The following is an 11,712-nucleotide window of genomic DNA, read 5'->3' on the forward strand; positions in this document are numbered from 1 at the left end:
TGCCGGCTCGTCTTACGCTTGTCGCCGATGGGCGGGCGCCCTGCGCTTTTCGAATTGGGAGGAAAAGTCATGGTTGATTACAGCACGTTACCGCACAATCAAATTTTATGTGTTGACATGAAGAGCTTTTATGCAAGCTGTTCCGCTGTCATGCTTGGCCTTAATCCCCTGACTTGCTATCTAGCTGTGGCTGGTAACAAAGAGCGGAATGGAAGTGTTGTGCTTGCCGCTTCCCCTCGTTTGAAGAAAGAATTTGGAATTAAAACAGGTTCTAGGTTATTTGAGATTCCCGATGATCCGCGAATTCAAATAGTTGAGCCGAAAATGGCAACTTATTTGCGTATTTCTACTGAAATTACCCGTGTATTTAATCGTTATGTACCAAAGGAAGCCATCCATACGTATAGTGTTGATGAAAGTTTTATCAAAGTGGATGGAGTACTGCATTTGTGGGGGGACACCTTTACGGTTGCAGCCAAAATAAAGGATGATATTGAACGTGAATTCCAACTTCCCTGTGCAGTTGGCATTGGCCCTAATATGTTATTATCAAAGCTTTGCCTCGATCTTGAAGCAAAGAAGCATGGAATCGCCGAATGGAAGTATGAGGATGTCCAGACTAAGCTTTGGAATGTTTCGCCGCTAAGAGAGATGTGGGGAATCGGCAGGCGTGTTGAAAAAACATTAAATGGGATGGGTATTTTCACAGTTGGTCAGCTGGCCAGATATGATTTAGAAGCACTGGAAAAGAAATTTGGAATCATGGGCAATCAGCTTTATCATCATGCCTGGGGAGTAGACCTTTCAGACTTGGGAGCACCCCTGATTGAGGGGCAAATCAGCTTTGGAAAAAGCCAAATTCTTTTAAGAGATTATAAAGAGGAAGAAGAAATAAAGTATGTGATTTTAGAAATGTGTGAAGAAGTAGCTAGAAGAGCGAGATCTCGCCGCAAAGCCGGGAGGACGGTCAGCCTGAGCGTTGGCTACAGTCAAGACGAACTCGGCGGCGGCTTTCATCGCTCAAGAACCATCAAACAGCCGACAAATGTAACCATGGATCTTTACCGTGTCTGTCTGGAATTATTCCACGAACATTACACAGGAAAGACAGTAAGGCAAATTGCAATTAGTATCGGAAATATCGTTGATGACCGCGAGTTTCAGCTCGATCTTTTTGACATGGGTGCGGTAAAGAGGCGGGAGCTTGGCTATGTGGTGGATTCAGTCCGCAGACGCTTTGGTTCAGGTTCCTTATTACGGGCTGTTTCCTATACTGCTGCAGGAACAGCAAGGCACCGAGCAACACTTGTTGGAGGACATAAGGGATAAACATAAAAAGCGTAAGCGCCTGGGCGCTGGAGCTGGATAACGAAGAGAGGAGGAGTCAGATGATTCGCGACCGCGGAAGAATCAAATGGGTTTCAATGATGCTTCCCGAGCATATCAAATTGCTCAGGGATTGGGTACAGGAAGATCAGTATGAAGAGCAGAAAGAAATGGATGAGCAGCAGCTCGAACTCATGAATGCTACCTTATCTGAAGCAATCGAATTCGACCAATTCGTTACTATTACTCATTATCGAAATCGAAATTATGAAATCGTCATAGGGAAAATTCATTATTGGGATGAAATGACACAAAGGTTTCATATCGTCGATCACTTTGAAGAAGTACACCGCATTCCAATCGCAGCCATTGCGGATATTAGGATAATGGATGTGTAAACATACCAAAAGAGCGGCTCCATTTCGGATCCGCTCTTGTTTGGATATTCGATTAACGGAAGTCCGCTTTAAATTCACCAGTAATTTTTTGGTGTCCGTTATTTTCTTCAAATGATTGTTCTTGTTCTAGGTCGAAACGGTTCATAATCGGTATATCGTTTACTGAGAATAGGTAAGAGTCTTCTGATGCAGAGTGTTCATACCAAGCCCAGTTTGGAACAACGAAGTAATCGCCTTTTTTCCAATCGAAGCGAACGCCATTGATTACGGTGAAACCTTCACCTTTGTGTACTTGGTAAACAGTTGAGTGTGTATGGCGTAATGCTTTTGTTTGGAAACCTGCTGGTAAATGCTGCATTCTAGTGCCGAGCGTTGGGTTTGCTGATTTACCTGTAGTTGGGTTAATGTACTCTACTGCATATCCATGGTGTGGATTTGGATCAAATTCCATCAAGCCTTTAATTCCTTTTACAGTAAGATCCCATTTATAATTTGCAAGTGGAGCAACTGTGAATTTATCATCACCAACAGGGCGAACCATGCCGCCGCGATAACGAATCTCTGAAAAGTTATCTGGAATATCTGGCTGCTGTAAACCTTCTTCATAAGGTTCAAAGAAGGTACCGCCGATAGCGTAAAGAGTAGGAATATCTAAGGCATCCATCCAATACATAGGCTCTGTACCTAAATGTTCATGCCCATGCCATAAGCCCTTCGGAGTAATTAAAAAGTCGCCTTCTTCCATGAAAACACGCTGGCCCTGTACAATCGTGTATGCACCTGTACCTTCAGAAATAAAGCGCAATGCACTTTGTGAGTGACGGTGAGAGGGTGCTTTTTCACCAGGTAATAACATTTGAATAGCTGCATAAATCGTTTGAGTAGTAGATCCCCATCCCCAAGGTTCACGATAAGTTAAGCCAGGATTTTGGAAATAAATTGCACGACGTTCACCGCCGCGTTCTGGTGTGAAGATTTGAGCTGCTTAATTCATTTTCTTTTTGAGTAATTCACTGCTCCAAAGATAAGCTTGTGCTTGAGGCTTTGGCGCTTTGTGCATAATTGCAGGAATTGCTTCCCAAAGTGGTCCTAAGTTGTATTGTTGAATATCTCTGGTGTAATCGGTTACAATTGAGCTTTTCATAAACTCTTGAACTTCTGGATTTACTTCAGCCATTTCACATTCCCCTTTACTATACAAATTTTATAGAGAAAAGGGGGAGCAGCGTATTACTGCTTGACCCCTTGCCATGCCTAATTAAACAATGACTGCCGCCTCTGTTGCCTTTACTTTATTTTCAAGCGCACCAATTTGGTCAATCTCAATTCGAACTACGTCACCATCTTTTAAGAATTGCGGAGGATTCATAGCAACCCCAACTCCCCCAGGAGTTCCTGTTAAGACAACATCTCCTGGCTCTAGCGTCATTAGATTTGATAAGAAAGATACTAATTTTTGGACGGAGAATACTAGATTAGCAGTATTCGTCTTTTGACGAACTTCACCATTGACTTTTAGTACAACATCTAAGCCAGCTGGATTTTGTAATTCATCGGAAGTTACTAAATATGGTCCCATTGGTGCACTGCCGTCTACAGTTTTTCCTTGTAACCATTGAAGCGTGCGTCGTTGAATATCACGATAGGTTACGTCATTTGTAATCGTATAACCTGCAACATAGTCTAATGCATCCTCTTTGGAAACATTGCGAGCTTGTTTGCCCACAACAAAAGTAAACTCTGCTTCATAGTCAAGCTGGTCAGAAATTGGATAGTGTGGAATATCGTCCTCTGGCCCTAAAATGGTATTAGCAAATTTAGCGAAAATAACTGGGTTCGATGGGATTTCACGACCCATTTCTAAAATGTGCTCGCGGTAGTTGTGACCCACACAAATAATTTTGCCTGGCTTTTGAACAGGTGCTTCTACCTTAACTTCTTCGAATGTGTAAATCACTTTTTTATCAAAGCTTTCAGGATTAGCTAGAATGAAATCGATTGCATTTTGTGCTAGTTGCAACGATTCTTTACCACCTTGGTATAACTCATCTGTATTATCTGGTACATATGCTTTTGCGATTGCCTCGTACCGGTATTTTCCTTCTGCTTTTAACTGTGCTTGGTAGGCATAGTTTAAGTCGATTACTTGGTTGTCAACGATTGCCCCTGCACGTGTATGCCCAGCGACAGTATAATTAATAAGTTTCATGATTGTCCTCCTCATACTCACTATTTGTGAAACTAGTTCACTATTTATAAAAAATATTAATGGTTTCTGATAAAATTGTCAATATTATTTGTTTTCAGAAATTACAAAACCAAAATACTCTGAAATTTCCCTTCCGACATAGAGAACGTATTGTCCAATCGGATGGTCCGCAGATTTTGGTACTGTCTCAGTAATACCAACGATGGTAATGGCACCGAGCAGTTCATTGTTGAAATTTAAAATAGGAACACTAAAAGAAGAGACATGATTTATTAGAGGTTCTGTTTTTGATGCAAAAAACAACCCTCTTGTTTTTTCTTTTTCACCATAAAATTGCTGTGCTTCACTTTTATTGAGCTTCGATAATTCTTCTTCCTTCCAGTCTTTCATAAGGACATCTTTTTCAAAAGCAGAAAAAACGACGCCAGTTGAGGAGGAGAGCGGCAAGTGTGTCCCCATTTGTGCACCGATATTTATTCCATAATCTGCACTTAATATATATGAAATGAGTGGACCTTTTTTAGAAGGAATAGCAAGTAGTACGGTTAGGTTCGTTTTCTCAGTGATCTTTTTGAAATAGGGAATAACTACTTCAATTAAAGAAGATTGACCTAAAGCAACAGTTCCTAACTGTACTAATTTATGTCCAAGAGTATACGCGTTTGTATGAGGATTACGATAGATTAATCCAAATTGGCTTAGTGTTGACAAATATTTATATAAATTACTTTTTGTCATAGAAGTTAGGTTTTGAATATCAGTAAACTTTAGAGGTTCTTTTTCCATTGCTAAAATTTCTAATATGTTTAACCCAACTTGTAATGAATGAATACCGATTGTTTTCGTTTCAGTTGTCATAATGATCACCCCATTTTCAGTTGATTTTGGATAGTAGTAGAAAAAATGATTAATAGAAATTTCTAAATTTTTAAAAGTTTTAGTTGACGAATTAATGAAAAATGATTTAAAGTTTTATTATCAGGTAACGAAGTTCTCTATTTGTGGAAGATAATAACTCAATCGAGGGGGAAATGTCAAATGACTAATGTAAGCGACATCATTATAGTAGGCGGAGGAATTGGTGGTTTAGCAGCAGCACTATCAATTCAAGAAACAGGTAAATCAGTAGCAGTTTTTGAGCAAGCACCTGAATTTGGTGAAGTAGGTGCAGGGATCCAATTAGCACCAAATGCATTAGAAGTTTTAGACCGTTTAGGTGTAAAGGAAGAAATTTTAAAGCATGCGGTAATACCAAAACGTCTGGTACTAAAAGATGTATATACAGCAAAAGAATTAGCAACTCTTGATTTAGGGGAAGGTTTCCAAAAAGAATTCGGCCAGCCCTATATCGTATTGCATCGCTCTGACTTACACAGAGTTCTTTATGAAGCATGTCAAAAAAACAGTAATATCCAATTCTTTACAAACCAAATGATTCAAACGGCAGAACAAAATGGTGATACGGTAACAATTGTTAACCAAAATGGTGAAACGTTTAGTGCAGAAGCAGTTATTGGTGCGGATGGGGTAAAATCAAACATGCGTAAGCAGCTAGTTGATGATAACCCAGTAAACTCTGCGTATGTAGCTTACCGTGGAACGATTCCAATCGAAGAAGTGGCTACGACAGCAAACTTAGACTTAGATGATGTTATCATGTGGATTGGACCAAACCTGCACATGGTGCAATACCCAGTTCGCCGTGGAGAGCTATACAACCAAGTAGTAGTATTTAAATCATATGATGCTACTATAGAAGACTGGGGAACTCCAGAAGAAATGGCACGTCGTTTTGAAAATTGTCACCCAAAGGTTGAAAACGCTTTAACTTACATTAACCGTCAATTCCGTTGGCAGATGTATGACCGTGAACCAATCGACAATTGGACAAATGGCAACATTACGCTATTAGGAGATTCTGGTCATGCCATGCTTCAATATTTAGCTCAAGGCGGCGTTCAAGCCCTCGAAGATGCGTTTGTATTAGGTGAGAAGTTAAAAGAACATAAATCCTACGAAGAAGCATTTAATGCATACCAAGAAATTCGTATTCCACGTTCTGCAATGGTTCAAGGATCAGCACGTAGATGGGGCGAAATTATTCATGCAGAGGATCCAACTTCACTTGCACTACGCAACTTTATTTTCGAAAATCACAAACCAACTGATTACAATGTTGTTGATTTCCTATATGGTTATTTCAAGAAAAATTATGAACGTGTAAATTGCTAATTAAAAAACGCGTTAGAGCTGGCTCTAACGCATTTTTTAAATTTATGTATGAAGTGAATTGAAGGAGGACGTAAACGATGGCAATGGCAGTACTGAATGAAAAATTAGAATTATTTAAAAAGAGTACAGATGATATTGCAGCGGTATTGAAAAAAACGGATGAGGCTGCACTCTATGTTAAACCATCTGAAACAGAATGGTCCGCAATGCAAATAGTTTCTCATGTTTTAGAAGCTGTAAATTTTTGGGTCGAAGATTTGGAAGCACTGCTAGTGGTTCCAGGTGCAAAATGGGGACGTAATCATGAACATGTGCGTCGTTTAGCTGCTGTAGATGAAAACGTTGTATCTCGAATTAAGAAAGAGGATGCGATAACTGCGCTACAAAACTTAGTCCCGAAAGTTGAGGCAGCACTTGGAAAAGTGAAAGAAGAAGATCTAGAAAAAGAAGCCCCAAGTTATAATCCAAACTTTGACGGAAAACCGTTATCATTTTTAGTCGACCATTTAATCGTTAAACACGTAACTGGACATTACGGGCAACTCGTTCGTCATTTAGAAAAAGTTCGGTAAGTAGAAAATTATATTACTTCGAAAAAGGACTCCTGCAAAGGAAGTCCTTTTCTGTTGGCATTAATCCTCTTTTACAACTCGCACTTGAGAGTCAAATTTCCCTTTATGAGAACCATCGCAAAAAGGTTTGTTGTTGGAAAGCCCGCAACGGCAAAGAGAAAAGGCAGGCTTTGTTTCCATTACATTTCCAGATCCATCCAGCAATTCCACCTCACCAGTAATTCGCAGTGAACCATTATCATTTACTTTAATTTGAACCTTCGACATCTTCTGACACTCCTTTTAATAGCGTTATTTTCAGAATATATTGAATAGAAGGAAAGCGCAAGCAAGCAAAAACAATAGCTGCAACAAAAAATTATGTTACAATCAGCGTACGTCAACTAGGGGGAGATTTAAACATGGAGATTATGATAACAGCGGCAGCAGCTGAGAAACTTAATGAGCGAATAAATGGCCGTGAAGGCTATTTAAAGCTAAAATACGATACAGAAGATTGCGGATGTGCGGTAAACGGTGTGATAGCTTTGTGGTTTGTACCGGAACTTGATAAAGACGATATTACGATTGAGACAAACGATCGAAACATTTATATGGAAAAATCGAAAACGGTTTTCTTTGACGAAAAGATGACGATTGATTTTTCAAATGCAAGTAATACCTTTCAACTAAAAAGCCCACAGCAAATCCTAAACGGATATATGAGTTTTGTTGTAACAGAAAAAGCAGACTGACCACTGGGCAGTCTGTTTTTTTCGGAACGCAGATATATTCGAATTTACGCAGATATAATCCATTTAACGCAGATATATTCAAAGTATCGCAGATAAAATGAAATACCATTGTGAGATTAAGCTTTCTCAACGTATTTTGACAAAAATTTATCTAAGGCACTGCGATACTCATCAGGATTTTCATTAAATGACTGGGCGTGGCGGCCGTTTGCAGCAAGATAAAGCATTTTTGGACCTTGTTTTTTCTTATATAATTCCTCCGTCATGCTTGGAAGGATAAAATCATCGTTCTCGCTGTGAATAAATAGAATAGGGTTTTTAATATTTTCAATAACCGAAACGGGTGAGACGTGCCGGATAGAATATTTTTCACGAAGGCGCAATATAAAATCAGCGATCGGAATTAATAGTGTCGGTATCATTTTGTATTCTTTTTTTAGCTGATAAGAAAGCTGTTCTTTCAAGTCAGAAAAGGGACAGTCTGCTATATAAAAATCAGCGCCATCCTCAAGCATACCAGCGTATAAAAGCATTGTAGCCGCCCCCATTGATTCACCATGGATACCGAGTGTAAGAGTCGGTCCTTTCTCGTTTTTTAACCAATCAATAACAGCCTTTAAATCAAATTTTTCATAGTGGCCAAAGCTGGTTGTCTTTCCCCCGGACTCCCCGTGGCGGCGATGGTCATAAATGACCGCATTAAATCCGCGCTCTAAGAAAAGATTCATGTATTTTATTGAATTAATTTTTGTTTCCGTCACGCCATGGGAAATAATGACATAACGATTGGACTCATGCGGCTCTACCAGCAGAGCCTTGATCGGATAGCCGAAAGGGGATTCAATGGTAACCTCCCGCTTTGGGAGAGATTCAAACTGTTCGGGGTTAAATCTGCCCGCTTCCCTTTCCCGTTGAACAATAAATTGCTCATCCTTCTTTTTCATATATATAAGCCGATTTGTAAAATAAAAACCTAAAGAAAATGTAAACAAGAATGAAATTAAAAGAGCTCGCAGCGCCTTTCTCACAAGTACACCTCCAAAAGGTCCTCGGGTAGTCATTATTTGGTAACGCTGGCTTTTATTTTAACATAGGAAAAGCCGCTAACTCCATTTAGCGGCTTAACGAAAAATATTATTATTGCTCAGCATTTTGTCTCTTAGTGGGATGAATTGCTTTTTCTATTTCCTCGGCTGAAATCATTCGCTTTCCTGTACCTGCAGATTCTGCGTAATCCTTACCTTTTTGGCTGTACCCTTTATCACGTTTTTGGCTCATAATCGTCAGACTCCCTTCGAAGTGGTTTCATTTAATAAGGTGCTTATAAGGTAGCTTGATTATTCATATTAAAAAATAGATGAGGATGGATGATTTCAACTATAAGAGGTGGTGAATTCTAAAAAACAAGAATAAATGAAATTTTGACAAAATAAGAGGATTTTCTGTGTTCGGACTCGAAATAGTATAAGGTAAAAGTACATAAAAGGAGAGAAAAAAATGAGCCAAACAGAAGTAGTAATTGTAAGTGCTGTTCGTACTGCACTAGGTAATTTTAACGGAAGCTTAAAGAGTGTATCAGCTCCAGTATTAGGAGCAACGGTTATTAAAGGTGCACTCGAGCAAGCTGGCCTGAAGCCAGAGCAAGTTGACGAAGTCATCTTAGGAAACGTACTGCAAGCAGGCCTTGGTCAAAATCCAGCAAGGCAGGCTGCAATTGGTGCGGGAATCCCTGAAAGTGTTTCCTCAATGACAATAAATAAAGTCTGCGGATCAGGTTTAAAAGCTGTTCACTTGGCAACACAGGCAATTCTAGCAGGAGATGCTGAGATTGTTGTTGCTGGTGGAATGGAGAATATGAGCCAAGCTCCTTACCTAATAAAAAATGCCCGTGAAGGTTTTAAAATGGGTGATCAAAAAATAATTGATACTTTGACTAGTGATGGACTGACATGTGTTTTCAACCAATATCATATGGGTCTTACAGCTGAAAACTTAGCTGATAAATATTCAATTACGAGGGAAGAGCAGGACCAGTTTTCAGCACAAAGTCAGGAGAAGGCAGTCAATGCGATTGAAGCAGGGAAATTTAAAGATGAAATTATTCCTGTACTTATTCCACAGCGCAAAGGGGATCCAATTGTTTTTGATACCGATGAGTATCCGAAAAAAGGGACCACAGCAGAAAAACTTGCAGGATTACGTCCAGCCTTCAAAAAAGATGGCAGTGTAACCGCTGGAAATGCATCCGGAATTAATGATGGAGCAGCAGTTTTAGTTGTGATGAGCAGGAAAAAAGCGGACGAATTAGGGATTAAGCCTTTAGTAACGATTAAAGGAAATGCAAGTGCTGGTGTTGATCCTAGCATTATGGGAATTGGCCCAGTTCCAGCGGTAAAAAAGGTGCTGGAAAAAACGTCTATTTCTATGGAAGAACTCGAGTTAATTGAAGCAAATGAGGCATTTGCTGCCCAATCACTGGCAGTTGACCGTGAACTTCATTTTAATAAAGAAATATTAAATGTTAATGGCGGTGCGATTGCACTTGGTCACCCAATCGGCGCAAGCGGAGCAAGAATTCTCGTCACTTTGATTCATGAAATGAAAAGAAGAAGTGCCAAGAAGGGATTGGCGACACTATGTATTGGCGGCGGTCAAGGGGTAGCAACGATCGTTGAGCTATCGTAAAGCTAAAAAGAGGGGAGAAAAAGCACGATGAAGAAAATTAGTACATCCTTCCAGGAAGCGGTCGCGGATATACAAGATGGAGCCACGTTGATGGTCGGCGGTTTCGGTTTGTGCGGCATTCCTGAAAATCTAATCTTAGCATTGGTAGAAAAAGGGGTTAAGGATTTAACTGTCATTTCGAATAACTGTGGAATCGACGATTGGGGCCTAGGGCCGCTTTTGAAAAATAAGCAGATTAAGAAAATGATAGGCTCCTATGTAGGAGAGAATAAAGAGTTTGAAAGACAGGTTTTAGCAGGCGAGCTTGAAGTAGAACTGACACCACAAGGCACGTTAGCGGAAAAAATAAGAGCAGGCGGTGCGGGAATTCCAGCGTTTTATACTCCTGCAGGGGTAGGAACACCTATTGCTGATGGCAAGGACACAAAGGTCTTTAATGGTAGAGAGTATCTGCTAGAGGAGGCGTTGACTGCTGATTTCAGCCTTGTTAGGGCTTGGAAGGGCGACAAGATGGGAAATCTTGTTTATCACAAAACAGCAAGAAACTTTAATCCGATGATTGCTGCAGCAGGAAAAGTAACGATTGCTGAAGTGGAAACACTTTGTGAAATCGGGGAGCTTGATCCGAACTTTATCCACACGCCGAGCGTTTACGTTCAGATGATTATCGAAGGCAAGCAGGAAAAAAGGATTGAGAGAATGACAGTTACAAAATAGATTGCTGGAAGGAGAAAGTACCAATGGTCTCAGTTAGAGAAAGAATTGCAATAAGGGCAGAGAAAGAAATCGAAGACGGTTTTTATGTGAACTTAGGAATTGGGATGCCGACGCTGGTAGCTAATTTTATATCTGATAATAAGCAGGTTGTCCTTCAATCGGAAAATGGGCTTCTTGGTATTGGTCCCTATCCAACCGAGGAAGAAGTTGACCCAGATTTAATCAATGCCGGAAAAGAAACGGTTACAGCGATTAGCGGGGCTTCTTATTTCGATAGTGCTGAATCCTTCGCGATGATTCGCGGTGGACACATTAATATAGCTATCCTTGGAGGCATGGAGGTTTCTGAAACGGGAGACCTTGCAAACTGGATGATACCAGGTAAAATGATTAAGGGAATGGGCGGTGCGATGGATCTTGTCCATGGGGCTCAGAAAATCATTGTCATTATGGAGCATGTAAACAAGAGCGGTGAATCAAAAATATTAAAACAATGCACCCTGCCGTTAACGGGGAAAGGTGTCGTTCACCGTATTATCACCGAACGGGCAGTAATGGATGTAACACAATCAGGATTAAGGCTTGTTGAAGTTGCCTCAGGGTACACAGTCGAGGATGTTGTGAACTCAACAGAAGCTTCCTTAACAGTAGACGAAAACGTAGTTCTAGAAGCGTATTAATAAAATCCAGCAGGCTGTTTATCCAAACAGCCTGCTTTTTCTATTGGCTGTGTTTAAGGTAACTGTTGAATTTAGAACTCTGTTGATTTGTGCTGAAGGCGCGAGACTCCTTGAAAATGCTATTGCATTTTCTTCGTGCGTGGGCAGATTCGAGGATGT

Annotated in this window: 13 protein-coding genes and 1 pseudogene; 8 read left to right on the forward strand and 6 right to left on the reverse strand. The window is 40.2% G+C overall.

Annotation, left to right across the window (positions count from 1 at the left end):
- The first annotated feature begins 69 nt into the window (after positions 1 to 69).
- Together CHI06_RS04340 and CHI06_RS04345 are read left to right on the forward strand one after the other, a co-directional pair.
- Positions 70 to 1,329: a Y-family DNA polymerase gene (locus CHI06_RS04340; RefSeq protein ID WP_095247203.1), complete on the forward strand. Its 1,260-nt coding sequence runs from the start codon at positions 70 to 72 to the stop codon at positions 1,327 to 1,329.
- A gap of 59 nt (positions 1,330 to 1,388) precedes the next feature.
- Complete coding sequence (locus tag CHI06_RS04345; RefSeq protein WP_095247204.1) at positions 1,389 to 1,724, forward strand: YolD-like family protein; 336 nt, start codon at positions 1,389 to 1,391, stop codon at positions 1,722 to 1,724.
- 52 nt (positions 1,725 to 1,776) lie between these two features.
- On the opposite strand, the pseudogene CHI06_RS04350 reads toward CHI06_RS04345, so the two are convergent.
- The 3 genes and pseudogenes from CHI06_RS04350 to CHI06_RS04360 form a co-directional block, all read right to left on the reverse strand.
- A pseudogene (locus CHI06_RS04350) lies at positions 1,777 to 2,901 on the reverse strand (cupin domain-containing protein).
- A gap of 81 nt (positions 2,902 to 2,982) precedes the next feature.
- Positions 2,983 to 3,933, reverse strand: coding sequence for a fumarylacetoacetate hydrolase family protein (locus tag CHI06_RS04355; protein ID WP_095247205.1), 951 nt, complete (start codon positions 3,931 to 3,933; stop codon positions 2,983 to 2,985).
- An 84-nt stretch (positions 3,934 to 4,017) separates the two neighbouring features.
- Entirely contained in the window at positions 4,018 to 4,791 is a 774-nt protein-coding gene (locus tag CHI06_RS04360) for an IclR family transcriptional regulator (RefSeq protein ID WP_095247206.1), read from the reverse strand.
- A 180-nt stretch (positions 4,792 to 4,971) separates the two neighbouring features.
- Between CHI06_RS04360 and CHI06_RS04365 the strand changes: the two genes are divergently transcribed.
- Positions 4,972 to 6,165: an FAD-dependent monooxygenase gene (locus tag CHI06_RS04365; RefSeq protein WP_095247207.1), complete on the forward strand. Its 1,194-nt coding sequence runs from the start codon at positions 4,972 to 4,974 to the stop codon at positions 6,163 to 6,165.
- Between the two features lie 77 nt (positions 6,166 to 6,242).
- A complete protein-coding gene (locus CHI06_RS04370; RefSeq protein ID WP_095247208.1) occupies positions 6,243 to 6,737 on the forward strand; it encodes a DinB family protein in 495 nt (164 codons plus the stop codon).
- A gap of 60 nt (positions 6,738 to 6,797) precedes the next feature.
- On the opposite strand, the gene CHI06_RS04375 is transcribed toward CHI06_RS04370, so the two are convergent.
- On the reverse strand, positions 6,798 to 7,004 hold the full coding sequence (locus CHI06_RS04375; RefSeq protein ID WP_095247209.1) for a CDGSH iron-sulfur domain-containing protein: 207 nt from the start codon (positions 7,002 to 7,004) through the stop codon (positions 6,798 to 6,800).
- Between the two features lie 134 nt (positions 7,005 to 7,138).
- Here CHI06_RS04375 and CHI06_RS04380 point away from each other — a divergent pair, with 134 nt between their 5' ends.
- Positions 7,139 to 7,471 carry an iron-sulfur cluster biosynthesis family protein gene (locus tag CHI06_RS04380; protein WP_095247210.1) on the forward strand — a complete coding sequence of 111 codons (333 nt, stop codon included), beginning with the start codon at positions 7,139 to 7,141 and terminating at the stop codon, positions 7,469 to 7,471.
- A gap of 116 nt (positions 7,472 to 7,587) precedes the next feature.
- Here CHI06_RS04380 and CHI06_RS04385 read toward each other — a convergent pair whose 3' ends face one another.
- Complete coding sequence (locus CHI06_RS04385; RefSeq protein WP_095247211.1) at positions 7,588 to 8,499, reverse strand: alpha/beta hydrolase; 912 nt, start codon at positions 8,497 to 8,499, stop codon at positions 7,588 to 7,590.
- 109 nt (positions 8,500 to 8,608) lie between these two features.
- Complete coding sequence (locus CHI06_RS29645; RefSeq protein WP_165978982.1) at positions 8,609 to 8,749, reverse strand: hypothetical protein; 141 nt, start codon at positions 8,747 to 8,749, stop codon at positions 8,609 to 8,611.
- A 219-nt stretch (positions 8,750 to 8,968) separates the two neighbouring features.
- On the opposite strand from CHI06_RS29645, the gene CHI06_RS04390 reads away from it, so the two are divergent.
- From CHI06_RS04390 to CHI06_RS04400, 3 genes are read left to right on the forward strand one after another with little or no spacing between them, the layout of a single operon-like run.
- Complete coding sequence (locus CHI06_RS04390) at positions 8,969 to 10,156, forward strand: acetyl-CoA C-acetyltransferase (protein WP_095247212.1); 1,188 nt, start codon at positions 8,969 to 8,971, stop codon at positions 10,154 to 10,156.
- Positions 10,157 to 10,183: 27 nt separating this feature from the next.
- A complete protein-coding gene (locus tag CHI06_RS04395) occupies positions 10,184 to 10,873 on the forward strand; it encodes a CoA transferase subunit A (protein WP_095247213.1) in 690 nt (229 codons plus the stop codon).
- Positions 10,874 to 10,896: 23 nt separating this feature from the next.
- The gene (locus tag CHI06_RS04400) at positions 10,897 to 11,553 is read left to right on the forward strand and encodes a CoA transferase subunit B (RefSeq protein WP_095247214.1); all 657 of its coding nucleotides are present in this window, start codon (positions 10,897 to 10,899) and stop codon (positions 11,551 to 11,553) included.
- Positions 11,554 to 11,712 lie beyond the last annotated feature (159 nt).

The sequence above is a fragment of the Bacillus sp. 7884-1 genome, from assembly GCF_002272245.1.
GTDB lineage: Bacteria > Bacillota > Bacilli > Bacillales > Cytobacillaceae > Neobacillus.

Coding starts and splice junctions, on each gene's coding strand:
- CHI06_RS04340 (WP_095247203.1), top strand. CDS start 70: ATGGTTGATTACAGCACGTTACCGCACAATCAAATTTTATGTGTTGAC.
- CHI06_RS04360 (WP_095247206.1), bottom strand. CDS start 4,791: ATGACAACTGAAACGAAAACAATCGGTATTCATTCATTACAAGTTGGG.
- CHI06_RS04365 (WP_095247207.1), top strand. CDS start 4,972: ATGACTAATGTAAGCGACATCATTATAGTAGGCGGAGGAATTGGTGGT.
- CHI06_RS04345 (WP_095247204.1), top strand. CDS start 1,389: ATGATTCGCGACCGCGGAAGAATCAAATGGGTTTCAATGATGCTTCCC.
- CHI06_RS04375 (WP_095247209.1), bottom strand. CDS start 7,004: ATGTCGAAGGTTCAAATTAAAGTAAATGATAATGGTTCACTGCGAATT.
- CHI06_RS04380 (WP_095247210.1), top strand. CDS start 7,139: ATGGAGATTATGATAACAGCGGCAGCAGCTGAGAAACTTAATGAGCGA.
- CHI06_RS04355 (WP_095247205.1), bottom strand. CDS start 3,933: ATGAAACTTATTAATTATACTGTCGCTGGGCATACACGTGCAGGGGCA.
- CHI06_RS29645 (WP_165978982.1), bottom strand. CDS start 8,749: ATGAGCCAAAAACGTGATAAAGGGTACAGCCAAAAAGGTAAGGATTAC.
- CHI06_RS04395 (WP_095247213.1), top strand. CDS start 10,184: ATGAAGAAAATTAGTACATCCTTCCAGGAAGCGGTCGCGGATATACAA.
- CHI06_RS04400 (WP_095247214.1), top strand. CDS start 10,897: ATGGTCTCAGTTAGAGAAAGAATTGCAATAAGGGCAGAGAAAGAAATC.
- CHI06_RS04370 (WP_095247208.1), top strand. CDS start 6,243: ATGGCAATGGCAGTACTGAATGAAAAATTAGAATTATTTAAAAAGAGT.
- CHI06_RS04390 (WP_095247212.1), top strand. CDS start 8,969: ATGAGCCAAACAGAAGTAGTAATTGTAAGTGCTGTTCGTACTGCACTA.